This window comes from Gordonia cholesterolivorans, assembly GCF_039531975.1.
In the GTDB taxonomy this organism is placed as follows: domain Bacteria; phylum Actinomycetota; class Actinomycetes; order Mycobacteriales; family Mycobacteriaceae; genus Gordonia; species Gordonia sihwensis.
The window spans coordinates 223,520-245,893 of record NZ_BAAARB010000003.1; the positions used below are offsets into that span (position 1 = coordinate 223,520).

At 67.7% G+C, this 22,374-nt stretch carries 23 protein-coding genes; 9 read left to right on the forward strand and 14 right to left on the reverse strand.

The genetic code is table 11. The annotated features are described in order from the left end of the window. Positions 1 to 74 precede the first annotated feature (74 nt). The 3 genes from ABFX36_RS04330 to ABFX36_RS04340 all read left to right on the forward strand — a co-directional run bounded on the left by ABFX36_RS04330 (position 75) and on the right by ABFX36_RS04340 (position 3,622). Positions 75 to 1,187 carry a CaiB/BaiF CoA transferase family protein gene (locus ABFX36_RS04330; RefSeq protein ID WP_045536410.1) on the forward strand — a complete coding sequence of 371 codons (1,113 nt, stop codon included), beginning with the start codon at positions 75 to 77 and terminating at the stop codon, positions 1,185 to 1,187. A gap of 135 nt (positions 1,188 to 1,322) precedes the next feature. Further along, positions 1,323 to 2,123, forward strand: coding sequence for a mycofactocin-coupled SDR family oxidoreductase (locus ABFX36_RS04335; RefSeq protein ID WP_006895665.1), 801 nt, complete (start codon positions 1,323 to 1,325; stop codon positions 2,121 to 2,123). A gap of 206 nt (positions 2,124 to 2,329) precedes the next feature. Then, positions 2,330 to 3,622 carry an alkane 1-monooxygenase gene (locus ABFX36_RS04340; RefSeq protein WP_006895666.1) on the forward strand — a complete coding sequence of 431 codons (1,293 nt, stop codon included), beginning with the start codon at positions 2,330 to 2,332 and terminating at the stop codon, positions 3,620 to 3,622. A gap of 103 nt (positions 3,623 to 3,725) precedes the next feature. Here ABFX36_RS04340 and mftD read toward each other — a convergent pair whose 3' ends face one another. The 4 genes from mftD to mftA all read right to left on the reverse strand — a co-directional run bounded on the left by mftD (position 3,726) and on the right by mftA (position 7,051). Then, complete coding sequence (gene mftD, locus ABFX36_RS04345; protein WP_222111227.1) at positions 3,726 to 4,943, reverse strand: pre-mycofactocin synthase MftD; 1,218 nt, start codon at positions 4,941 to 4,943, stop codon at positions 3,726 to 3,728. Between the two features lie 350 nt (positions 4,944 to 5,293). After that, complete coding sequence (gene mftC / locus ABFX36_RS04350; RefSeq protein WP_006895668.1) at positions 5,294 to 6,583, reverse strand: mycofactocin radical SAM maturase; 1,290 nt, start codon at positions 6,581 to 6,583, stop codon at positions 5,294 to 5,296. A gap of 4 nt (positions 6,584 to 6,587) precedes the next feature. Beyond that, the gene (gene mftB / locus ABFX36_RS04355) at positions 6,588 to 6,959 is read right to left on the reverse strand and encodes a mycofactocin biosynthesis chaperone MftB (RefSeq protein WP_006895669.1); all 372 of its coding nucleotides are present in this window, start codon (positions 6,957 to 6,959) and stop codon (positions 6,588 to 6,590) included. Then, a complete protein-coding gene (gene mftA / locus ABFX36_RS04360) occupies positions 6,959 to 7,051 on the reverse strand; it encodes a mycofactocin precursor MftA (RefSeq protein ID WP_101841532.1) in 93 nt (30 codons plus the stop codon). Before mftA ends, mftB begins: the two co-directional genes overlap by 1 nt. A gap of 140 nt (positions 7,052 to 7,191) precedes the next feature. Here mftA and mftR point away from each other — a divergent pair, with 140 nt between their 5' ends. From mftR to ABFX36_RS04375, 3 genes are all read left to right on the forward strand, one after another. Beyond that, positions 7,192 to 7,803: a mycofactocin system transcriptional regulator gene (gene mftR, locus ABFX36_RS04365; protein ID WP_006895670.1), complete on the forward strand. Its 612-nt coding sequence runs from the start codon at positions 7,192 to 7,194 to the stop codon at positions 7,801 to 7,803. A gap of 154 nt (positions 7,804 to 7,957) precedes the next feature. Continuing rightward, positions 7,958 to 9,016, forward strand: a complete 1,059-nt coding sequence (locus tag ABFX36_RS04370) for a 2Fe-2S iron-sulfur cluster-binding protein (protein ID WP_346075090.1) — start codon at positions 7,958 to 7,960, stop codon at positions 9,014 to 9,016. A gap of 58 nt (positions 9,017 to 9,074) precedes the next feature. Beyond that, positions 9,075 to 9,461 carry a DoxX family protein gene (locus ABFX36_RS04375; protein ID WP_006895672.1) on the forward strand — a complete coding sequence of 129 codons (387 nt, stop codon included), beginning with the start codon at positions 9,075 to 9,077 and terminating at the stop codon, positions 9,459 to 9,461. 21 nt (positions 9,462 to 9,482) lie between these two features. Here ABFX36_RS04375 and ABFX36_RS04380 read toward each other — a convergent pair whose 3' ends face one another. Genes ABFX36_RS04380 through ABFX36_RS04420 form a run of 9 tightly spaced genes read right to left on the reverse strand, consistent with a single transcriptional unit; the run spans position 9,483 to position 16,597 of the window. Further along, the gene (locus ABFX36_RS04380; protein WP_006895673.1) at positions 9,483 to 10,202 is read right to left on the reverse strand and encodes a DNA alkylation repair protein; all 720 of its coding nucleotides are present in this window, start codon (positions 10,200 to 10,202) and stop codon (positions 9,483 to 9,485) included. Further along, positions 10,199 to 11,398, reverse strand: coding sequence for an NAD(P)/FAD-dependent oxidoreductase (locus ABFX36_RS04385; RefSeq protein ID WP_006895674.1), 1,200 nt, complete (start codon positions 11,396 to 11,398; stop codon positions 10,199 to 10,201). Before ABFX36_RS04385 ends, ABFX36_RS04380 begins: the two co-directional genes overlap by 4 nt. Before the next feature lie 17 nt (positions 11,399 to 11,415). Further along, positions 11,416 to 12,012, reverse strand: a complete 597-nt coding sequence (locus ABFX36_RS04390; protein ID WP_346075093.1) for a hypothetical protein — start codon at positions 12,010 to 12,012, stop codon at positions 11,416 to 11,418. After that, complete coding sequence (locus ABFX36_RS04395) at positions 12,012 to 12,623, reverse strand: hypothetical protein (protein ID WP_346075095.1); 612 nt, start codon at positions 12,621 to 12,623, stop codon at positions 12,012 to 12,014. The genes ABFX36_RS04390 and ABFX36_RS04395 overlap by 1 nt, the downstream gene beginning before the upstream one ends. Beyond that, positions 12,620 to 13,129 carry a hypothetical protein gene (locus tag ABFX36_RS04400; protein WP_006895677.1) on the reverse strand — a complete coding sequence of 170 codons (510 nt, stop codon included), beginning with the start codon at positions 13,127 to 13,129 and terminating at the stop codon, positions 12,620 to 12,622. Before ABFX36_RS04400 ends, ABFX36_RS04395 begins: the two co-directional genes overlap by 4 nt. After that, positions 13,126 to 13,716: a hypothetical protein gene (locus ABFX36_RS04405; RefSeq protein ID WP_006895678.1), complete on the reverse strand. Its 591-nt coding sequence runs from the start codon at positions 13,714 to 13,716 to the stop codon at positions 13,126 to 13,128. The genes ABFX36_RS04400 and ABFX36_RS04405 overlap by 4 nt, the downstream gene beginning before the upstream one ends. A gap of 18 nt (positions 13,717 to 13,734) precedes the next feature. After that, positions 13,735 to 14,616: an SDR family oxidoreductase gene (locus ABFX36_RS04410; RefSeq protein ID WP_006895679.1), complete on the reverse strand. Its 882-nt coding sequence runs from the start codon at positions 14,614 to 14,616 to the stop codon at positions 13,735 to 13,737. Positions 14,617 to 14,666: 50 nt separating this feature from the next. Next, a complete protein-coding gene (locus tag ABFX36_RS04415) occupies positions 14,667 to 15,257 on the reverse strand; it encodes a TetR/AcrR family transcriptional regulator (protein ID WP_006895680.1) in 591 nt (196 codons plus the stop codon). 2 nt (positions 15,258 to 15,259) lie between these two features. Then, positions 15,260 to 16,597 (reverse strand): cytochrome P450, encoded by a 1,338-nt coding sequence (locus ABFX36_RS04420; protein ID WP_045536372.1) that lies wholly within the window; start codon positions 16,595 to 16,597, stop codon positions 15,260 to 15,262. Positions 16,598 to 16,840: 243 nt separating this feature from the next. On the opposite strand from ABFX36_RS04420, the gene ABFX36_RS04425 reads away from it, so the two are divergent. After that, positions 16,841 to 17,902, forward strand: a complete 1,062-nt coding sequence (locus tag ABFX36_RS04425) for an o-succinylbenzoate synthase (protein WP_062365921.1) — start codon at positions 16,841 to 16,843, stop codon at positions 17,900 to 17,902. 468 nt (positions 17,903 to 18,370) lie between these two features. Beyond that, on the forward strand, positions 18,371 to 19,282 hold the full coding sequence (locus tag ABFX36_RS04430) for an oxygenase MpaB family protein (protein ID WP_062365923.1): 912 nt from the start codon (positions 18,371 to 18,373) through the stop codon (positions 19,280 to 19,282). 11 nt (positions 19,283 to 19,293) lie between these two features. Here the strand turns inward: ABFX36_RS04430 and ABFX36_RS04435 are convergent, their stop codons facing one another. Continuing rightward, positions 19,294 to 20,481 carry a PucR family transcriptional regulator gene (locus ABFX36_RS04435; protein ID WP_062365924.1) on the reverse strand — a complete coding sequence of 396 codons (1,188 nt, stop codon included), beginning with the start codon at positions 20,479 to 20,481 and terminating at the stop codon, positions 19,294 to 19,296. Between the two features lie 172 nt (positions 20,482 to 20,653). Between ABFX36_RS04435 and ABFX36_RS04440 the strand changes: the two genes are divergently transcribed. After that, a complete protein-coding gene (locus ABFX36_RS04440) occupies positions 20,654 to 22,357 on the forward strand; it encodes an aldehyde dehydrogenase family protein (protein WP_062365926.1) in 1,704 nt (567 codons plus the stop codon). Positions 22,358 to 22,374 lie beyond the last annotated feature (17 nt).

A 22,374-nucleotide genomic window follows, 5' to 3' on the forward strand; every position in this document is an offset into this window, starting at 1 on the left:
TGTATAGTGACGACCGCACGTGACCCAGACCACGCCGTCAGGTCGTGGTGATACCTGTGAACGGAGTCCTCCCCGTGTCTACTCCCACCCGCCGGCCGTCCGGACGTTCCGGCCCCCTCGCCGACATCCGCGTCATCGAGTTCGCGGGCATCGGCCCCGGACCGCACGCCGCGATGCTGCTGGCCGACCTCGGCGCCGACGTCGTGCGCGTCCAGCGGCCAGGCGAACTGCCGTCTCCGGAGCGGAACGCCGACGCCCTGCTGCGCGGCCGCCGCGTCATCGAAGCCAATCTGAAGAACCCGGCCGATCGCGAGACCATTCTCAACCTGGTCGCCAAAGCCGATGTGGTCATCGAGGGCTTCCGCCCCGGCGTCATGGAGCGGCTCGGCTTCGGTCCGGACGATCTGCACGCGGTGAACCCCGGGCTGATTTACGGCCGGATGACGGGCTGGGGTCAGGACGGTCCGCGCGCCGACCTCGCCGGACACGACATGAACTACATCTCGCTCACCGGAATGCTGCACGCCATCGGCCGCCCGAACGAGAAGCCGACCCCGCCGTTGAACCTGGTCGGCGACTTCGGCGGCGGCTCGATGTTCCTGGTCATGGGCGTCCTCGCCGCACTGGTCGAGCGTGCCGCCTCAGGTAAGGGCGAGGTCATCGACGCCGCGATGTGCGACGGAGCGTCGGTCCTCGGGCAGATGATGTGGGCCTTCCGCGGCACCGGACTCTGGCAGGACCGGCGCGGAGTCAACCTCCTGGACACCGGCGCCCCGTTCTACGAGGTGTACGAGACCTCCGACGGCAAGTGGATGGCCGTCGGCGCCATCGAACCGCAGTTCTACGCCGAACTCCTGAAAGGTCTCGAACTCGACCCGGCGTCGCTGCCGAATCAGCTCGACACCGCGAAGTGGGGCGAGCTGAAGCAGATCTTCGCCGACACGTTCAAGACCAAGACGCGCGACGAGTGGGCGGCGATCTTCGACGGCACCGACGCCTGCACGTCCCCGATCCTCGACTTCACCGAGGCTCCTCACGATCCGCACCTGGCCGCCCGCGGCACGCTCGTCGAGATCGACGGCGTCACGCAGGCGCAGGTGGCACCGCGGTTCCAGCGATCGGCCACGCAGACCCCCGTCGGCCCCGCACGTGAGGCCACCGACCCGGCGACGGTCTGGCAGGACTGAGACCTACTCCGACTCGGCCCGACGGCCGGGACGCACGACGCACGCCCTCCGGCGTCGTGCGTCCCGGCCGTTTCCGATTGACTAGAACGTGTTACAGTTTGGCTCTCAGGGCATTGTGACGAGAGGCATACCAGCATGGGACAGTTCGACGGTCAGGTCGTCTACATCACCGGCATCGCACGCGGCCAGGGGCGCAACCACGCGGTCCGGTTCGCACGCGAAGGCGCGTCCGTCATCGGCATGGACCTCGCCGGCCCGGTGGCCGACCACATGACCTACCCGCCGTCGACCGCTGACGACCTCGCCGAGACCGTCCGGCTCGTCGAAGAAGCGGGCGGCAAGATCCTCGCGCGGCAGGGCGATACCCGCGACCTCGCCTTCCAGGAGCAGCTCGTGGCCGACGGCGTCGAACAGTTCGGTCGCCTGGACCATGTCGTGGCCAACGCCGGCATTCTCACCTGGGGCCTCACGTGGGAACTGTCCGAGGAGCAGTTCACCGATGTGATCGATGTGAACCTGGTCGGCACCTGGAAGACGTTGAAGGCGTCCATTCCGGCGATCCTGGACGCGGGCAACGGCGGCAGCATCACCATCATCTCGTCCGTCGCCGGCCTCAAGGCGATGCCGGTGCAGGCGTCGTACTCGGCGTCCAAGTTCGGGTTGCGCGGCCTGGCGCAGACCGCCGCCAAGGAACTCGGGCCCAAGCGCATCCGCGTCAACACCGTCCACCCGTACGCGGTGCACACCCCGATGGGGCTCGAAGACACCTCCGCGATGAAGGCCTTCGAGGAGTACGGCATGCACTTCCCGTCAATGCTCGGCCACTACCCGGTCGCCAGCCTCGACGATCTGTCCGACGCCGTGCTGTACCTCTCGACGGCCCAGTCGGTCACCGGCGCCGAGTTCCAGATCGACATGGGTCATTCGAAGGTCTGACTCGATCGCGGCCGGGTCCGCCGAGCATGTCTCATTCGTCTGACATGCGAAGACGGTGTCTGTCAGATCCGTGCCTGCGGTCATCATCGGCGTGAAAACCGGATAACGAACCTGCTTTCCTCGTCGATATCCGAGTATCCGACGCCGATGTGAAGTAAGTCTTGAAATCACCGGCCGTTGGGGGCAGCGGTGGGGAGGCGAGGGGTATGCGACGACAGGGGCGGCAACCGGATCAGGCCGACCGATGGCGCGACCGCAAACGCTATCTCTGGCCTCTCGGCATCGTGGCGGCTTTCGGCCCCGGCATCGCGTGGTTGCTGGTTCATTATCTGTCGTGGGGGATCTTCTGGGCCGTCGGTTTCCTCGTTTTCGTGGTACTGATTCCTCTGATCGATCTACTCGTCCGGCTCGATCAAGTGAATCCGCCCGACGAGGTTCTGGCGCGTCTTGAAGCGGACCCGTACTACCGCTGGTGCGTGTACGCCTATCTTCCGGTCCAGTACGCGGGATTCTTCTTCGGCTTCTGGTGTCTGGCGCACGCGCCGATGGCCACCGGTGAGCGCATCGCCATGTCGATGACGATCGCGGTCTCGAGCGCCATCGCGATCAATGTGGCGCACGAACTCGGTCACAAGAAGCCGCGGCTGGAGAAGTCGCTGGCCAAGATCGCGCTCGCTCCCAGCGCATACGGACACTTCTACATCGAGCACAACGTCGGACATCACGTCCTGGTCGCGACACCCGGCGACCCGGCGAGCGCACGGCTGGGCGAATCGCTGTGGGCGTTCTGGCCCCGCGCGATCTTCGGCGGGCTGCGCTCGGGTATCCGGCTCGAGCGCGACCGGCTCCGGCGGCAGGGCAAGGGTTTCTGGACGCTGCGCAACGACGTCGTCCAGACCTGGCTGCTCACCGCGGTGCTGGCAGCGGCCGTCGCGATCGCCTTCGGCCCCGGCGTTCTTCCCTGGTTCGTCCTGCAGGCAGCCATCTCGGCACTGATCCTCGAAGGCGTCAACTACATCGAGCACTACGGACTCCTCCGGCCCGTCGGTGAGAACGGACGTCCGGGAAAGATTCTTCCCGAGCACAGCTGGAACTGCGACTACATCTGCAGCAACCTGTTCCTCTACCATCTGCAGCGCCACTCGGACCATCACGCGAATCCGCGGCGCCGCTATCAAGCGCTGCGGTCGTACGACACCGCGCCGCAGATGCCGGCCGGTTACGCGGCGATGCTGCTGCTGGCACTGATGCCTCCCCTGTGGCGACGCGTGATGGACCCGCGCGTGGTGGCTCACTACCGCGGCGACGTGATGCGCGCCAACGTGCAGCCGTCGCGACGCGAGCGGCTCCTGCGGAGGTTCCCGCCGCCCGCCACCGAACGGGCTGCCGCGATCGCACCTCCGTCGAAGGGCCGGGAGAAGCCGCGGGGCGTGACGCCGCGGCCCGCGGTCGGCGTCGTCGACACCGTATGGGGTCGGTTCACTCACGCGAAGACGTGACGGCCAGGCGATGACTTGACGACGGTGACTCGGCGAATGTGATCGGCCGGCGGCCCCGATCAGGGCCGCCGGCCGAATCGCCGTCGACGGGTCGCCCCGTGACTCACGCGCCGTGAATCTGCTCGAATCCTTCGGGGATGATCAGGTCGGCTCGCGAGAGATCGGCGACGTCGGATTTACCCAGACCCATCATCGCCGAGTCGACGCCCATGCGAAGCAGGTCGAGGACGTTCTCCACGCCGGTCTGCCCGTTGGCGGCAAGACCCCACAGGTAGGCGCGGCCGATCATGACGGCCTTGGCGCCCAGTGCGAGCGCTTTGACCACGTCGCTGCCGCGGCGGATGCCACCGTCGAGCAGAACGTCGACCTCGTTGCCGACCGCGTCCGCGATCGGTCCGAGGACGCGGATCGTGGCCGGCGTGCCGTCGAGATTGTTGCCGCCGTGATTGGAGACGGAGATCGCGGTGGCGCCGATGTCGACCGCGCGGCGCGCATCGTCGATTCGGGTGATGCCCTTGACCATGAACTCGCCGCCCCACTGCTCACGCAGCCACTGGATGTCCTCCCAGGTGGGCGGCGGAGTGTTCATCCACTGGCCGTAGACGTCGAAGAAGGTCGGTCCCGGCTCGCCCTTGTGCGCGATGTTCGGCGCACTCAGGTCGGGGATGATGAGCTTGCCGTCGCGGAACCAGCTCATCGCGTACCGGGGCTTGGTGATCATCTCAGGCGCCAGCTTGGCTACGGCGTTGAAGTCGACCTGCTCGGGGATCTCCGGGCTGCCCCAGTCGCGCCCGACGTTGAACACCCAGTCGGTGGTGACGATCAGGCCCTTGCAGCCGGCCGCGCGGGCGCGCTCGGCGCGCGCCAGGATGTCCTCACGACTGCCGAGCCAGTAGATCTGGAAGAAGATCTTGTCGTTGACCGCGGTCACTTCCTCCACCGGCTTCGACGCGAAGCTGGACAGTCCCATCGCGGTTCCGCGGTTGGCCGCGGCTCGCGCCACCGCCACTTCGCCGTCGGGATTGACCGCCTGCACACCGGTGGGCGAGATCATCACCGGGAACGGGAGGTCCTGCCCCATGACGCGGGTGGCGAGATTGCGCTCCGGCTTCACCCCGATGACGTGCGGCGAGAACCCGAGCTCCCCGAAGGCGTCCACATTGTCGTTGACGGTGATACCGGCCTGAGTGCCGGCGATCAGCGACGAGTAGACCGTCTTCGGCAACCGCTTCTTGGCTCGACGCTGCGCCTCGCCGATGGTCTCGAACCACGGGTTCTGACGCCACGGGTTCTTCTCCATGAGTTCGGAGAACTTGGACATGATCAGTCTCTTTCCTGCTGTGAATGATGTGAGAGTTCGCGTTGTGCTGGGCGGGCTTGTTGAGCGAGCGTCTCGCCAGGCCAGTTGAACGAGCGTCCTTCTCAGGCCAGTTGAGCGAGCGCCCTTCTCAGACCAGTTGAGCGAGCGTCCTTCCCAGGCTTGCTGGGCGAGCGCCTCCCCCAGGCCAGTTGAGCGAGCGTCCTTCTCAGGCCAGTTGAGCGAGCGAAGCGAGTCGAAACGGCAAACCGCCCGCGTGCCCGCTGGAAGCTCGCCGATGTTTCGACTCGCTTCGCTCGCTCAACAAGCCTGGGGGGGAAGACGCTCGCTCAACTGGCGCAAAAGGCAATCGCTCAGGAGCAGCCCGACGACGAGCAGCCGGTCGCGGTGGTCGGCATGAATCCGGCGAGCGGGTTCTCGTCGCAGTCGCGCGACGGCGGGCGCGTCATCAAGGTCAGCGGCACCCCGCGGGAGTGGTCCTTGTTGGCGGTCGGCTTCGACCGTTCGCCGGCCAGCAGCGACTCACCGTAGCCCTGGACGCACTCGGGGTCGGGACCGTCGAGCGGCAGTCCCGTGAAGAACTTCGCCGCCATGCATCCACCGCGGCACGCGTCGTAGTGGTTGCAGCTGGCGCATGCCCCGGCACTCTGCGGTTCCCGGAGCTCGGTGAACAGCTCCGACCGCTGCCAGATCTCCTGGAATCCGCCGTCTGTGGTGATGTTTCCGGCGAGGAAGTTCTCGTGGATCGCGAACGGGCAGGCGTACACGTCGCCCACCGGATCGATGAGGCACACGACCCTGCCGGCTCCGCACAGGTTCAGACCCGGCAGACCGCTGCCACCCGCTCCGGCGAACGCCGAGAGGTGGAAGAACGAGTCTCCGGTGAGCACCCGGTCGCCATGGGCCACCAGCCATTCGTAGAGCTCGCGCTGCTGCTCGGGAAGCGGGTGCAGATCGTCCCACACATCGGCGCCGCGCCCGGAGGGACGCAGGCGCGTGATGCGCAGCGTGGCACCGTACTTGTCGGCCAAAGCCTTGAACTCGTCGAGTTGCGCGACGTTGTGACGGGTCATCACGACGCTGATCTTGGCGTCGCGGAATCCCGCGTCGGCGAGGTTTTCGAGCGCACGGACCGCCATGTCGAACGACCCCGGACCGCGGACGGCGTCGTTCACCTCGGCGTTGGCGCCGTCGAGCGAGATCTGGACGTCGACGTAGTCGGACGCGGCCAGCCGCGCCGCCACCTCCGGAGTGATCCGCAACCCGTTGGTCGAGAACTTCACGCCGACCTGGTGATCGGTCGCGTAGTCGACGAGCTCCCAGAAGTCGGGCCGCACGGTCGGCTCGCCGCCGCCGATGTTGACGTAGAACACCTGCATGCGCTGCAGCTCGTCGATGATCGCCTTGCACTGTTCGGTCGAGAGCTCACGCGGATCACGCTTGCCCGAGCTCGACAGGCAGTGCACGCACGACAGGTTGCAGGCGTACGTCAGTTCCCACGTGAGGCAGATCGGCGCGTCCAGCCCCCGCTCGAACTGGTCGACGAGGCGCCCGACCTTCGGGGGCGCGGGCACCGTCAGCGGCGGCGTGAGGGACGGCATGCCGAGAGCCTCGGCGCCGGGGCGGGATTCCAGGGTGGTCACAGGGTCACTCCTCGGTCGGGTGCGCCGGCGCGGGTCGGGAGGCGGCGTCCGGGGCCTGCCGTTCGATGATCATTCCGGACTCGCTCAGCGCGGAGAGGGCTTGCAGATACAGCGGGCGATCGCCGTCGCCGATGCCGGTCGCGGTCATCGCCGCGTCGGCACTGTCGTGGTCGTCCAGAGACTGGACCAGCCGGACCACCTCGAGGTTCTTCAGAAACGAGAGTTTGCGCGTCCCGAAGTGATACAGCAGCGCGCCGAACGGCTCCGGTCGCAGAGCGACTTTCGGATTCATCCGCCACGCACGCGATACGTCGAATGGGGTACCGCTCCCGGCGGCCGCAGGGCCGCCGGGAACAGTGGTCGATGCCGTCGTCATCAGTAGACGCCACACATCCCGTCGATGGACACTTCCTCCACCAGAGACTCAGCCACGAGATCCTGCTGAGTCGCATTCGCCTGATCGGCCATATGAACCATCCTCCTTCACGAGTACTGATGTGGTTCGCTTCACACCATAATGGCACTGGGTGCAGAATCTCTAGGGGTTGGCGAGAATTGTGCGTCGTAAGATCGTGACCGGCGGTTTCTTGGATCGGAGATGATGAGCGATGACCAGATCTGGGCGTGCGGGAGTGCTCGGCGGCCGGCCGGCCGCAACCACACGCGGCCGACTCAGCGCCATCGCGATCGATCTGTTCACCGAGCACGGCTTCGACGAGACCAGCGTCGACGACATCGCCGCCGCCGCCGGAATCGCCCGCCGCACGCTGTTCCGCTACTACCCGTCCAAGAACTCTCTGGCCTGGGGTGAGTTCAACGAGCACCTCGACGGTCTCCGGGACCTTCTGCGGAACAGTTCCGACGACGTCCCGCTCGGCGCCACCCTCCGCGACGCGCTGATCGCCTTCAACACCGTCCCGGCATCCGAGATCGACAAACATCGCCGCCGGATGGCACTGCTCCTGGGCGTACCGGCGCTCCAGGCCCACTCGATGCTGATGTACCAGGACTGGCGACAGGTCATCGCCGACCACTGCGGTGCCAGACTCGGACTCGCCCCCGCGTCGCACGTTCCGCAGACCATCGCCTGGCAGACGCTGGGCACCGCGCTCGCCGCATACGACCAATGGCTCCCGGACCCGTCGGCCGACCTCACCGACCTGCTGCGATCGGGCAGCCGCATCCTGATCGACGGGGTCGCATCACTCACGCAGACGTAGCCCGACCGCCCCGGCGGACTCGCCGCCGCACACCCGGCTCCCGCCATCCGGAACGAGGTCTGTGACAGACTTCGAAGCGCTGATATCCTAAATAGAACACGTTTCAGTTTTGCCACGGCCGAGCGCCGGGCCCGATTCCACAGAGAGTCAACCGATGACCGAATTGACCCCGCACAGCGCGCGCAGCGCCATCCTCACCGTCTCCGAGGTGATCGATGAGACCGCCGACGCGCGCAGCATCGTCTTCGACATCCCCGACACCCACCGGGAGAAGTTCGAGGACTACCTGCCCGGGCAGTTCCTGACTCTGCGGATCCCGAGCGATCAGACCGGTTCCGTGGCGCGGTGCTACTCGCTGTCGTCGGCGCCCCGCCACGACAAACTGCCGAAGGTCACCGTCAAGCGCACCGCCGACGGTTACGGATCCAACTGGATCTGCGACAACCTGGAGGCCGGCTCGCAGATCGAGGCACTGCCGCCTTCGGGCGTCTTCACCCCGGCGAACTTCCACACCCCGCTGCTGCTGATCGCAGCCGGGTCGGGCGTCACCCCGGTGATGTCGATTCTGAAGCACGCCCTGCTCACCGGAACCGGTCAGATCACGTTCTTCTACGCCAACCGCAGCGAGAACGACGTGATCTTCGCCGACGAACTGCGCCGGCTGCAGGCCAAGTACCCGGCCCGGCTGACGGTGCTGCACTGGCTCGAATCGGTACAGGGTCTGCCGAGCGACCGCACCCTGGCGACGCTCTTCGCCCCGATGTCGGCCACGCACACCGCGTACATGTGCGGGCCGGGCCCGTTCATGGACGCCGCCCACAGCGCCCTGATCAAGGCCCGCTTCGACAGCAAGAGGGTGCACGTCGAGATCTACAACTCGCTCTCGGGCGACCCGTTCGCGAACGTCGAACTGGGCGAGGTCTCGGCCGAGGAGGCCGCCGCCGCCGCCGAAGTGGAAGTGGAACTCGACGGCGAGACGCACACCCTCGCGTGGCCGCGGTCGCGCACCCTGGTCGACATCATGCTGGCCGCCGGACTCGACGCGCCGTACTCGTGCCAGGAGGGCGAGTGCGGTTCGTGCGCCTGCACGCTCGTCGAGGGCACGGTCGACATGGAGGTCACCGGCGCCCTCGATCCCGACGACATCGCCGACGGCTACATCCTCGGCTGCCAGGCCCGGCCCACCGCCGACAAGCTCAAGATCGAGTTCTGACTCGCGGGGAACCGACTCGCGCGACCGGCCCGCCGGAGTCAGGCACTAGACTCGGCCCATGACGAACGAACGTCTGGCCCGCGTCCTGTCGCTCATCCTGCTGGTCCCCGGCGCACTGCATTTCGCCGCGCCGAAGCCGTTCGACGCCATCGTTCCCGATGAGGTGCCCGGCGACGCGCGCGCGTGGACCTATGCCTCGGGCATGGCCGAGATCGGTTTGGGCGCAGCGGTTCTCGCTCCGCGTACCCGACGCACGGCAGCTGGACTGGCAGCGATGCTGTTCATCGCCGTCTTTCCCGCGAACGTGAACATGGTGCGTCTGTGGGTCGACAAGAGCCCGGCGCTGAAGGCTGTCGCATGGGCCCGCCTGCCCCTGCAGGTGCCGCTCATCGCCCTCGCTCTCCTGGTACGACGGGGTGCGCCGCGCCGCGCCGCCGCTGAGTGAGGGGTAGCGTTCCGATCCCGCTCACAGCGAGCGGAAGTGAGCCCTGCGTTCCGTCGACAGTCGTTCCACGGCGTACGACAGCGCGGTACGGCCCATCGAGGAGGCGTTGACCTCCAGATAGCGGAGCAGCGTCTGCTCGTCGGCGCGCTTGCCCGCCTCGCGCAGCATCCAGCCGAACGCCTTCTGGATCAGATCGCGCCGGTCGTCGATCACCAATGGAGCCACCGCCTCGATCTGCTCCCAGCGCCCCGCCCGAATGAACGCGAACGTCGCGACGATACCGGCGCGGCGCTGCCACAGATCGTCCGATGCTGCCCACTCGAGCAATTCCGACCAGTCGCCCGAGCGCAGGCACCGATCCCCGAGGATCGCGTACGCGGAGACGTCGACCAGATCCCAGTTGTCCACTCGACCGCCGCGCACGGCGTCCCGATAGACGTCCACCCACCGTTCGGGATCGCCGCTCTCGCGCGAGTAGTTGTCGGCCAGAATCAACAGTGCGAGGTGACGGACCTCGTGGGTCCGGTCGCCGAGGAGGTCGACGATCACCGACCGCGGAAGTCCACGCAGACTCCGGGCCAGGGCCCGAAGCTTCGGCACCGGCACACCGGCGAAACGATCGCCTTCTCCGTACTGGCCCGGTCCGGTCTTGAAGAATCGCTGCGACGACGCCGCGCGCTCCGGATCCCCGAGCGCCTCGACGGCCGAGACGATCTCAGAGGCACCGGAGTCGGCGTTCATCCGCCGAGCAGCGTGGAGATCGGCGTAGGGGTGAGCAGGAACTGTCGTGCCTTCATCAGCTTGCCCACTCGGCCGGCGCCGACGACGCCGGTCAGCAGCCCCTCCCGGCTGTAGTACGCCAAGAACTTGCGGCCGTCGTCGTCCACCAGATGCACCTCGTCGTCCGGGCGCGGCGTGCCGAGCATCTGGAACTTGAGCCCGTACTGGTCACTCCAGAAGTACGGCACTGTCTGATGCGGGATCGCGTGACCCAACAGGTGCGCGGCCACCATCGCGGCCTGATCGACCGTGTGGGTCCAGTGCTCGACGCGGTGGCCGTGACCGTCCACGTCGTGCCAGTTGGCGCAGTCGCCGAGGGCGTACACGTCCGCCACCCCGGTGCGGCCGACACCGTCGCACGCGACGCCGCCTCCGGCCGCACGGTCCGCGAGTTCGATACCCGATCCTTCGAGATACTCCAGCTCCGGGTAGCCGCCGATGCCGACCACGATCAGATCCGCGTCCACCCGGCTGCCGTCGGACAGGACGACGCCCGCCGCGCGGCCGTCCTCCGTCACGATCTCGTCGACGCCCACGCCCACCCGCAGGTCGACCCCGGCCTCCACGTGAAGGCGGGTGACCATCTCACCGATCCGGGGGCCGAGCGGCCCCGAGAGCGGCGCCGGCGTGGGTTCCACCAGAGTCACCGAGATGTCCATCGAGTGCAGACTCGCGGTCACCTCGCAGCCGATGAACCCGGCGCCGATCACGACCGCGCGGCTCGCCGACGTCGCTTCCGCCCGCAGTGCCAGCGCGTCCTCGACGGTCCGGATGACGTGCACTCCGGCGACGCCCTCCGACCCCGGGAAGCGCCGTGCGGCCAGCCCGGTCGCCAGGACCAACGTGCCGTACGGCAACGGCTCGACGGTTCCGTCGCATTCCACGGAGACCGTGTGGGACGTCGGGTCGACGGCGACCACCCGGGTACCGGTGCGCAGATCGATGTCCGAGTCCCGGAAGAACTCCGCGGGCTTGAGGTCGACGCGTTCGTCGTCGCCGGTGAGGACGGTCTTCGACAACGGCGGACGGTCGTAGGGCGGATGCTGCTCGGCCCCGAGCAGCGTGATCGGCCCGTCGTATCCGCCGTTGCGCAGGTTCTCCGCCAGGCGGACCCCGCCGAGTCCCGCCCCCACGACCACCACTGGTGCCTCGACCACTGCGTCACATCCCAATCTCATTGCGGCGAAACGTTCTCCACCCGCGACAACCGCCAAACATCGCCCACTCTAGTGACCGTGGCCCATCGTGCGATACCCGTTCTCGTCGGATAGTCCTGTTGTTTGCCCACCGTCACTTCCTGAGTGGCGAACACCAGCACCGACATCTGTTCGTCGTGCCGCTCCCCCGGAGCCGCGCTCGAGATGGTGGTTCGCATCGAGACCTTCGCGGAGACCGCGTCGGGAAAGACCACGTCGGGGCCGCGAGCAGCATAGTCTGCGGCCAGCGCGCCGGTCAGGTGTTTCTGGACTTCGGCACGCTGCGCGGCGGAGTCGTCCGGGGTGAAGGTCATCAGAGCCGCCACGCCCTCGGACGCTGCGCGCACGGCCGTATGGTCCGGTACGACGGGTTCGGCACGCGATTGCACTCCGACGATCCATCCGACGACCGCGACCACCAGCGCCGCTACCGTCACCAGCGCCCACGCCGTCTGCCACCGACGGTCACCGGGCACCTGCGCCCGCCACCGCGACCAGGGGCCCGACCCGGCCGCTGGACGCTCGGGTTCGGCGACGGCACCCACGCCCGCGTCGTCCCTCGAGTGAGTTCCCATCAGGACACCGCCTCCGTCTGCTGCACCAGCCAGTGCCCGTCGACCTCGGCCATCGTCACGCTGACGCCGACCCGGCTCTGCGACGGATCACCGCCGATCAGTTCCGGGCTGGTGGCCTGCGCGACCACCAGCACCGACGTCTTGCCGTCCTCGGTACCCACGACGCCCGAGGAGAGGATCTGACCGGAACTGGGGCGCGGCTGCGACGCCACCGTCGACTGGAGTTGCTCGCGGGCGCCCTGAATCCGGATCCGCTGGTCGCCGGTGCTGACTGCCAGGATGTCGCCGACATATCGGTCGGCGTGCGCCGGATCGGAGGTGAGCATCGTGACGATCGCGTGCTCGGCGGCCTCGCGCGCCGCCTGCTCCTCGCTCGCCGAAGTAGCCATCGAGTCCGCCGAACTGTGCGCCCACCAGCCCACGCCGATGAGTCCGAGCGCGGCGATCACCGCGGCGACCACAGCCAATCGGACCCCCGCGGCCCGGCGATGGGAGCGCCTGACCAGCGCGGGTTCAGCGGCCGCCCGCGCCAGCCGCTCCGACCGGACGGCTTGGTCGTACCGCTCGCGGGCCTGCTGCAGTCGTCGGGTGTCGGCGGCGTCGTCGGTCACTGCAGTTCCTCCAATCCGCTCAGCAGCCAGCGGTCGTCGGAGCGGACGTACGACGCCTGGACCGCCTTGGTTCTGCTCTCACTGTGCCCGCTGCGCGAGGTCACCGTGACCTGCACGATCACCAGCGCCTCTCCCGCGTCACCGTCGGCCCAGGAGACGGCGACGTTCTGCGGAACCCAACTCACCGACGCGGTGCCGTCGGGCGGAGGCCCGTTCAGTGCGGGGCCCGACGCGATCGACAGCGGTGGCGCCACCAGGCTGCGCGCGGTCTTCCGGTCGCCGGCCCAGGTTCGCGAGTCGACGGAGAAGACGTCGGCGACGATGGTTCCGGCCTTCTCCTGCAGCGTCTGCCGCGCCTGCGCGGCGTCCCGCTGTTCAGCGTGGTCGTCGAGGCCACTGATACAGAAGATCAACCCCGCGGTGAAGACGACGGCGGTCACGCCGAGTCGGAGCACCGTTCCCCACGTCGACATCGGCTTCTCGAGATAGGTGAGGAAGCGGTTCACGGAACCATCACCAACCCGTCGACCTTGAGGTCTCCGTCTTCGGGGACCAGGCTGACGACCAGGCGCAGGTTCTGCAGCGGGGCCGCGTCCTGCTCGGTGTCACGGTCGCCGACCTGGACACTGGCGGCGACCATCACCTCGGCGCCGTCGGCCGAACTGGACTGCACGGCGGCCGCGTCGATGCGGCCCTGGCCGTGGGCGCCGGAATCCTTGACGTATGAACTGTAGGCGTCCGCCGACTGCGCGAACGCGTCGTGAAAGGAGCCGGTGGCACCGGCGAGGATGCGCTTGGCACGCGCGGGGTCGTTCGCATCGACGTCCAGCAGCAGTTCCACCTCGGCCGTCGCCGCTTTCAGGTAGTCCTCGTCCGAATACCGCTGGGGTGCTGCCGCCGCGTACCAGATTCCGGCCCCCGCAGCTGCGAGCGCGAGGACAGCGACCGTCGCGAGAATCCACCGCGTGCGGCGCGACATCCGCGAACGCAACCCGGCCGACGCCTCGGCCTCCGCCAAATCGTCACGCGCACTGCGCAGTTCGCTGCGCGCGCGCCTCCATTGTCTGAGGCGGTCGTCTGATCTGAACCCCACCCGGTCGAGCGTACTGATTCAGCTCTGGCCTATCCGTCTGCTGTAAGCGGATCGTGACTCGGGATCGGGGTTCATGAAGATCTCGCCCGAGCGTGTGGTGCGCAGCAAGGCGCGTTTGAGGCTCCGCGGCAGAATCGGGTAGGCGTTCACCCAGCCCATGGAGCGCGGGGCAGCGGCACGCACCCGGACGCCGGCGATGGAGGCGAGCACCTGTTCGGCGACGACGGCTGTATTCACGGAGGTGACCATCGAGTTGGTCGCGAGCCCGTCGATGAGTCCGGTCTGGGTGAAGGTCGGCATCACCACGCCGACCCGCACACCGTGGCCGGCGAGCTCCGAATCGAGTGCCTCCGAGAACTCGATGACGCCTGCTTTCGCCGCGTTGTACACCGTCAACCCCGGTGTGGGCAGACGTCCGGCCACCGACGAGATGTTGACGATCTGGCCGTGTCCGCGGGCCACCATGCGAGTCGCCGCAGCCTGACTGCCGAGGATCACCCCGAGCAGGTCCACGTCGAGCGTCGCCCGGATCAGCGTCTCGCGGTAGTCGAGGAAGGGGCCCACCGGCATGATTCCGGCGTTGTTGACCAGCACGTCGACGGGACCGATCCGGTCGGCGACGGTGTCCAGGAATTTCTCGAACGACGAGCGGTCGGTGACGTCGAGTTCGATTCCCTCCACGCCGAGATCTGCCGCCGCCTTACCGACCGCATCGACATCGACGTCACCGATCGCCACCTTCGCACCCGCGTCGAGCAGCTCAGTCGCGACCTCGAAGCCGATGCCGCGTGCTCCGCCGGTGATCGCGACGACCTTCCCCGCCAGCCGCGCGCGGACCCGGGCCAGACGCGCCCTGCGCCGTCGATCACGCGACAACCGGCTGGTGAGCGAAACAGACATGGGTGCTCCTGGGTCGAGGGGCGGCATCCGGCCGGATGCCCGATGGGTACTCAGTGGATCATCGGCGCGAGGTGCTTGCGAGCCACCGCACGCGCGTAGTCGGAGGTCGAGTGAGCCGGGTCGCTCGCTGGGACTTCGAGATACGACATGACGACGCGCACGTGGATCTCCACGGCCTGCAGCAGGTCGTCGTCGGCCATCGTGGCGCCGGCCGAACGGAGGGTCGCGGCGATCCTCGCGGTGACCATCTCGATGAACAGTGCACTGACACCGGAGGTCACTTCGCGTACGGTCCGGTCTTCGTGAACCACCCGTCGCAGGAGCGGATCTGTCTGCACCATCTCGGCCCCGCGCGCGAAGGCTTCGGCGACGGCCTCTCGCGGCGGCATCCCCTCGACGGCTTCCTCGAGACGTGACAGGCCGGCCTCGAAGGTCTCCAGCGCGACCGCCCGAAACAACGCCTCTTTGTTCGGAAAACGACGGTAGAGCGTCGACCGGCTCACTCCCGCGGCCCGCGCCACCTCGTCCATCCCCGCCTTCCGGACGCCGACAGCGGCGAACTCCGCGGCCGCAGCGTCGAGGATGTCGCGTTCCTGTTCGGACACCGAGGCGGTGATCCTGGCCTTTCTCGTCGCAGGCACGACTACCGCTTCCGCATCTGCACCGGGAGCTTGTCCTTCGGCACCGGCAGGGCGCTGTAATCCATCGGCACCTGATACCCGGCGGGGACCGACCACTCGTAGCCGCGGAGCAGGTGGTGCATCACGGTCTTGATCTCCATCTGGCCGAAGTACAGTCCGATGCACTTGTGCACGCCTCCGCCGAAGGGCATCCACGCCATCCGGTGCCCCTTGTCCTCGGCGCGCTCGGCGGAGAAGCGCTCGGGGTCGAACATCGCCGGGTGCGTGTAGTACTGCGGGTCGCGGTGATTGATCAGCTGCGGCACCGAGACCATCGTCCCCTCCGGGATGAAGAAGCCCTGGACCTGAGTGTCCTTGACTGCCATGCGCGGCTGCGCCGGAACCGGCGGACACAGTCTCAGCGACTCCTTCATGATCGAGTCCAAGACGGTCAACCCGCTCAGGTCTGCGTAATCGAGGTCGGGTCCGAACTCGAACGACTGCGCGCGGGCCTTCTCCTGCCATTCGGGGTACTTCGCCATCCAGTACGCCATCTGGGTCATCGTGATGGTCGACGTGTCGTGCGCCGCCATGAGCACGAAGATCATGTGGTTGACCACGTCTTCGTCGGTGAAGGTCTCGCCGTCGTCGCCCTCGGCGTGGCAGAGCACGGAGAAGAGGTCGGGGGTCGCGTTGGCCCGCTTGGCGGCGATGTGCTCGTAGAAGAAGTCTTCGAGGACCTTGCGCGAGCGGACGCCCTTCCACCAGCGACCGCCCGGGACCGGCTTGCGGACGTATGCGACGCCGGCGCGGACGGTCTCGATGAAGGCCTTGTTCAGCCGGTCCGCCTCGTGCTGCGGCAGTTCGAGCCCGAGGAATACTTCGAGTGCGACGTCCAGCGTGAGCGCTTTGAGTTCGGAGAACAGCTTCACTCGGCCGGTCGGGAACCGGGACACGCGGTCGGCCACCATCGGTTGGAGTTCGTCCATGTAGCCCTTGAGGACTTTGGGCGTGAAAGCCTGCTGGAGGATGTGCCGGTGGTTCCGGTGTTCCTCGAAGTCGAGCAGCATGATGCCGCGGTTGAAGAACGGTCCGATGAAGTAGCTCCATGCCGGAGCGTTCGCGAACGCGCGGTCCTTGTTCATGAGGATCTCGTTCGCCGCCTCGGCGCCCATGCACGTGACGATGCGGACGCCGAAGGCGTTCATTCCCGAGACGTCGCCGTACTGCAGACGTTTGCGGTCGGAGTAGCCGAACGGATCCCGTCGCATCTGAAGGATCTCCAGCACTCCATTGCGATCGCTGAGCGGCACCGCCTTCAGATCGCTGCCGGCCTCCGGCTGGGCGAGCACTGCAACCATCGTTCCTCCTCGATACCGGCCGCCTCAGTTGTGATCCGGCCCATATCTCGATTGAAACAAATAGGTAGATCTGTGTCTATAGTTCGTGGGACATATTTGCGAATCCGTCGCACGCCGTGGACGTCCCCTCACTTCAGGCCGGCGTCCGCCCTCAAAGCTCGTTGAGCGAGCACAGCGAGCCGAAACCGTCTCCCCGACACTTCCCGCGGAACCGAGGGGCAGTCGGGCGATACGCTGGCCGACATGGTCTTCTCCTCGCCAACCGGCCGTAACAAGCAGTCGCCGTTCGGTACGTCGGACGACCGGAAGAAGGGTGTGCCGACCTTCCGGCTGCAGCCGAAGAACCCGCCGCCGCCGAGCATGCCGTCGGCCGACGACCTGCTGGAATCGGCCAAGGTGGTCGCGCTGCCGATGCACACCCGATTCCGTGGGGTCAAGGTCCGCGAGGCGCTGATCTTCTCCGGTCCCGCGGGCTGGGGCGAGTTCGCCCCGTTCGTCGAATACGAGGACGCGGAGGCCAAGACCTGGCTCGCGGCGGGCATCGAGGCCGCCTACCTCGGTCCGCCGGCGCCCGTTCGCGACTCGGTGCGAGTGAATGCGACGGTGCCCGCGGTTCCCGCCGAGGAGGTGGCCGGCCTCATCGCGCGGTATCCCGGCGTCGACACGGTCAAGGTGAAAGTCGCCGAACCGGGACAGAGTCTGGCCGACGATGTCGAGCGGGTCGCGGCCGCCCGTGACCTCGTCGGCACCGTCCGGATCGACGCCAACGGCGGCTGGAGCGTGCAACAGGCGATCGAGGCCGTCGCCGCGATCGGTGACGTGGAGTACGTGGAGCAGCCGTGCGCGACGGTCGAGGAACTCGCGCAGGTGCGCCGCGCCGTCTCGGTCCCGATCGCGGCCGACGAGTCCATCCGCCGGGCCGGCGATCCGATGCGGGTGGCCGCGCTGGACGCCGCCGACATCGCCGTACTCAAAGTGGCGCCACTAGGCGGTATGCGGGCGCTGGTCGCGTTGGCGGAACGGCTCCCGATGGACGTGGTCGTCTCCAGCGCCCTCGACACCGCCGTCGGCATGGCCGCCGGAATCGGAGCGGCCGCCGCACTCCCGGACCTCGACCGCGCGTGCGGATTGGGTACCGGCGAGCTCTTCGTCCGCGACGTCGCGCGGTCGTTCCGGATCGAACACGGCACGGTTCGGCCGCGACGTGTGGAGCCGGGTATCGACCTTCCGCTGGCGTCCGCTGAGCGGACTCGATGGTGGCACGAGCGCCTGCGTCGTTGCCACGACCTGCTGACCCGGCGCTGATCTCGACACGCTCGATCACCCTGCGGTCGCCTCGCAGGCCCATCTCGACAGGCTCGATAACCCTGGGGTCTCCCCACAGGCCGGTTGAGCGAGCGCAGCGAGTCGAAACCACGTGCCAGGCAATAACAGTCACGCCCATCTCGACAGGCTCGATAACCCTGGCGTCTCCCCACAGGCCGGTTGAGCGAGCGCAGCGAGTCGAAACCACCCGCCAGGCAACGCTCACGCAATCTCGACACGCTCGATCACCCTGAGGTCTCCCCCCAGGCCGGTTGAGCGAGCGCAGCGAGTCGAAACCACCCGCCAGGCAATAACAGTCACGCCCATCTCGACACGCTCGGCGCCTGCGGCGCCTCCCGGCTCGATAACCCTGAGGTCTCCTCGCAAACTTTGACACAAATATTTACATCTGTTCCACCGCGGCGCTACAGTCGACGTCATCACGCCGCACGCGTCATAGGAGACCGCATGAACTCACCGGACGTGTTCGAGGCGGGCGTCGGAGAGGCCGAACCCGCCTACGTCGACATCGACTCCATCGATCTGCGCCTCGGCGCCGACTCCCTGGTGTGGAAGTTCTACGGCGACATCCGGGGAGTCCTCGGCTTCCAGCGTCTGGCCGGCACGGAGAACTGCATCGAACAACTCGCGCAGGGCGTGGAAGACCACTCGGTGATCTTCTCCGACTTCCTCGGCCGCGCCCGGCGCACAGGCCCGCCGATCATGCGGACCGTGTACTCCGACCAGCCGCACCAGTGGGGCCGACGGGTCCGCGACTTCCACCGCGACATCAAGGGAACGGTGCCCGACGGCTCGCGGTATCACGCGCTGAACCCCGAGCTCTACTACTGGGCGCACGCGACCTTCGTCGATCAAGTCCTGACCATCACAGACACATTCATCCGGCGGTTGTCGTACGAGGAGAAGGAGCAGATCTTCGAAGAGAGCAAGACGTGGTATCAGCTGTACGGCGTCTCCGCGCGCAGCCAGCCGGAGACCTACGAGGATTTCTGCGTCTATTGGGAGACGATGTGCGACAAGTTCGTCCCCACCAGGACCATCCTTTACGCCACCGGGTACCTGCGTAAGGGCGTTCCCGGACCGCGCTGGATGCCCCGGCCGCTGTGGCGCGTGATCTCCGCCCCGATCAACGCCTTTCTACGAACCGTCATCGTCGGCACCCTCCCCCGCCAGATGCGCGAGGTGTGCGGACTCGACTGGGACGACCGGAAGCAGCGCCGTTTCGATCGCTTCGCAGCGGGGATGCGCGCAGCGAACCCGTTGTTCAACCGGCTTCCGATCCGGCTGCTGTACACACCGTGGGCGGCCGAGGGCTGGGAACGCACCGGCGTGGATCCGCGCCGGATCCACAACGGGTGAGCGAGCGCCGGTCACTCATCTGCCACGATCCCCAGCACTTCAACTGACCGCAATGCGGCGTACAGTTCGGCCGACTGCACCGGGTCGGTCACGTCGCGTCCAGTGAGGTCCCGAACCTTGCGCAATCGGTAGCGGACCGTGTTCCGGTGGCAGTGGAGCGCCTCGGCGACGTCGCCGGCCGCCCCGTGGCAGCGATACCACTCCGCCAGCACCGAAAGCAGATCGTCGCGGTCGGGTGGGGGCAGTCGAAGCACACCGCCCAGCACCGACTCGGTGAACACTCGCGCCGCGCCGGACGCGGTCACCAGCAGATGGGCCATCGGGTCACTGCCGAACCGCACCAGCCCCTCCGTGCCCGGCGGCGTGCTGCGCGCCGCCAGCCGGGCCTGTCCGAGAGCCTCCGGAATCCCCAGCGGAGTACCGAACTCCGCACTGACGCCGATCCGCCCGGCGACAGCCTGCCCGAGTCTGTCGACCGCCCGCACCGCCTCTCGCGACGACGCGGTGCGCAGCAGCCCGATGTGCACGTCCGCCTGGCTGTCCCAGACCGTCTGAGCCCCGGCGTCGCGCAAGGATGACGTGACCGGTGCCGGCAGCGCCTGGCCCGGATCCGCCGGAATGATCACCACCACCTGGAACACGCCGTCCTCAGGCACCCCGAGCGTTCGCAGGGCACCGAGCGAACGCACCGAACCGTCGGCGTGGTCGTCGAAGAGCATCCTGATCAGGCGGTAGCGCGCCTGCGCGTCGGAGTGCGCGAGGAGCGTCTCGGTGTCCCGGTACGCCTCGACCGCGGCGTCGGAGAATGCGTCGATCAGCTCCCAGAGCAGGGTCGCGCATTCATGGACTTCCGGGTCGCCCGGCCCCTTCGACAGCGCCGTCAGCTGTTCCCAGATCAGTCGGCCGCCGAGCCGGAACGCGTGCAGCAGCGCCGCCAGGGGCACCCCTCGCTCGGCTTTGAGCCGGCCGACCGCAAGCGCCGGCTTGAGGTTCGGCTCCGCCCCGGCGAGCGCCCGGATGATCTCCGCCAGATTGTCCCGGCACGCGCCCCGCAACTCCTCCTCCGCCAGCGGGCCGCCGTCGACGTAGAAACGGTCGGCCTGGGTGATGCGGACCGCCAACTCCTCCGCCACCGAGTCGACGTCGCTGAGCAGCAGAAGCGCGGGTGAGTTCAACCGCGGAGTGGTCGGGGAGTTCACGCGTGCATGTCCAATCGTCGCAGTGTGACCCACGATACGCGGCCATTGTGCACCGGCACAAAGTCGGCCGGATCAACCCTGTGCCGCCATACCTGGCACCGTCGGTGACCCCACTCACACAATGGAGCGATCACTGCCGAGCGTGCACGCTCACCTGGCGAATGGAGCAGAAATGCAAGACCTCGAACTGCAGGCGGTCGAGTCCGCGCTGACCGACCTCGTCGACGGCGAACGCCGCTGGGCGACGACGACGCTCGAGCAGCGTCGCGACCTCCTGATGCGCATGCGCGATCTGACCGGCGCCCACGCCCAGGAGTGGGTCGACACGGCCGTGCAGATCAAGGGCCTCGACCCGAACTCGCCGCTGGTCGGCGAGGAATGGATGTCTGGACCGTATGTGATGGCCGCCAGCCTCGGCGTCCTCGCCGACACCCTCGACCACCTCGCACAGGGCCGGAGTCCGCTCGCCGACGTCAAGTTCCACGACGTCCGCGACCGCGTCGCCGTCAACGTCCTGCCGACCAGCGTCTACGACGGGCTGCTGCTCAGCGGCTTCAGCGCCGAGGTGTGGCTGCGCCGGGGAGTCAGTCGCGCCGCAGCAAAGGCCGAGGCCGGGCTCGCGCAGCTCGACCCGTCGCGGACCGCGGGCATCGGCGTGGTGCTGGGCGCAGGCAACATCATGTCGATCGCACCGCTAGACGTGCTGTACGAGCTGATCGCCCACAACCGCGTGGTGGTGCTCAAGCTCAACCCGATCACCGATCCGCTGCTTCCCGTCTTCGGCAAGGTCCTCGCCCCGCTGATCGAGGTCGGCGCGGTCCGCATCGTCACCGGCGGGGCCGAGGTCGGCGGCACGCTGGTCCAGCACGATCTCGTGAACCACGTGCACATGACCGGCAGTGCACGCACCCACGACGCCATCGTGTGGGGTGTCGGGGACGAGGCCGTCGACCGCAAGCGCGCGGGCGACCCCAAGCTGACCAAGCCGGTCACCAGCGAGCTGGGCGGAGTCTCCCCCACCATCGTGATCCCCGGCCGGTGGAGCAACGCCGATCTGAAGTTCCAGGCACAGCACGTGGCCACTCAGCGTCTGCACAACGGCGGATACAACTGCGTCGCATCGCAGGCCCTCATCATCTCGTCGGACTGGGATCAGAAGGACCGGTTCCTCGCCGAGGTGCGCAACGCCATCGCCGCCGCACCCGAGCGCGCCGCCTACTACCCCGGGAGCGACGACCGCGTCGCGAGCGCGCTGGAGTCGTACCCGAACGCCGAACGCCTGGGCCCGGGCGGCGGTCGCCTGCTGGTCGACGACGTCCGCCCCGATGCGACCGAACCCATCCTGTCCGGCGAGTACTTCTCACCGGTCTACGGCGTCGTCGAGATCCCCTGCACCGGTGCGGCTTTCACCGGTGCCGCGGCGCGCACGGCCAACGAGGTCTTCGCAGGCACCCTCGGCGTCAACATCATCGCGGCGCCGGCCAGCGTCAAGGAACTCGGCGCGGCGTTCGACGACCTCGTCGAGGATCTCCACTACGGAACCATCGCCATCAACGCCTGGACCGGCGTCGGTTACCTGACGCCGACCGCGTCGTGGGGCGCGTACCCCGGCCACACCATCGACGACGTGCAGAGCGGCATCGGCGTGGTGCACAACGCCTGGCTGATGGACGGAATCGAGCGCACCGTGGTCCGCGGGCCGTTCCGCCCCGCCCCGCGATCGGTGATCCGCGGAGAACTCGCACTGTCGCCGAAGCCGCCATGGTTCGTGAACAACAAGACCGCCGCGACGACCGGCAAGCGGCTCACCGAGTTCGCCGCCGATCCGCGGGCGAGTCGTCTGCCCGGAATCTTCGCCTCCGCCCTGCGCGGCTGACCGTTCGACTGAAAGGG

What these genes read in the sequence shown, in the direction of transcription:
- ABFX36_RS04335 (WP_006895665.1), top strand. Translation starts at nt 1,323, where the DNA reads ATGGGACAGTTCGACGGTCAGGTCGTCTACATCACCGGCATCGCACGC.
- ABFX36_RS04380 (WP_006895673.1), bottom strand. Translation starts at nt 10,202, where the DNA reads ATGAACGCCGACTCCGGTGCCTCTGAGATCGTCTCGGCCGTCGAGGCG.
- mftR (WP_006895670.1), top strand. Translation starts at nt 7,192, where the DNA reads ATGACCAGATCTGGGCGTGCGGGAGTGCTCGGCGGCCGGCCGGCCGCA.
- ABFX36_RS04440 (WP_062365926.1), top strand. Translation starts at nt 20,654, where the DNA reads ATGCAAGACCTCGAACTGCAGGCGGTCGAGTCCGCGCTGACCGACCTC.
- mftA (WP_101841532.1), bottom strand. Translation starts at nt 7,051, where the DNA reads ATGGCCGATCAGGCGAATGCGACTCAGCAGGATCTCGTGGCTGAGTCT.
- ABFX36_RS04340 (WP_006895666.1), top strand. Translation starts at nt 2,330, where the DNA reads ATGCGACGACAGGGGCGGCAACCGGATCAGGCCGACCGATGGCGCGAC.
- ABFX36_RS04410 (WP_006895679.1), bottom strand. Translation starts at nt 14,616, where the DNA reads ATGTCTGTTTCGCTCACCAGCCGGTTGTCGCGTGATCGACGGCGCAGG.
- ABFX36_RS04420 (WP_045536372.1), bottom strand. Translation starts at nt 16,597, where the DNA reads ATGGTTGCAGTGCTCGCCCAGCCGGAGGCCGGCAGCGATCTGAAGGCG.
- ABFX36_RS04370 (WP_346075090.1), top strand. Translation starts at nt 7,958, where the DNA reads ATGACCGAATTGACCCCGCACAGCGCGCGCAGCGCCATCCTCACCGTC.
- mftB (WP_006895669.1), bottom strand. Translation starts at nt 6,959, where the DNA reads ATGACGACGGCATCGACCACTGTTCCCGGCGGCCCTGCGGCCGCCGGG.
- mftD (WP_222111227.1), bottom strand. Translation starts at nt 4,943, where the DNA reads ATGTCCAAGTTCTCCGAACTCATGGAGAAGAACCCGTGGCGTCAGAAC.
- ABFX36_RS04425 (WP_062365921.1), top strand. Translation starts at nt 16,841, where the DNA reads ATGGTCTTCTCCTCGCCAACCGGCCGTAACAAGCAGTCGCCGTTCGGT.
- ABFX36_RS04390 (WP_346075093.1), bottom strand. Translation starts at nt 12,012, where the DNA reads ATGGGAACTCACTCGAGGGACGACGCGGGCGTGGGTGCCGTCGCCGAA.
- ABFX36_RS04430 (WP_062365923.1), top strand. Translation starts at nt 18,371, where the DNA reads ATGAACTCACCGGACGTGTTCGAGGCGGGCGTCGGAGAGGCCGAACCC.
- ABFX36_RS04375 (WP_006895672.1), top strand. Translation starts at nt 9,075, where the DNA reads ATGACGAACGAACGTCTGGCCCGCGTCCTGTCGCTCATCCTGCTGGTC.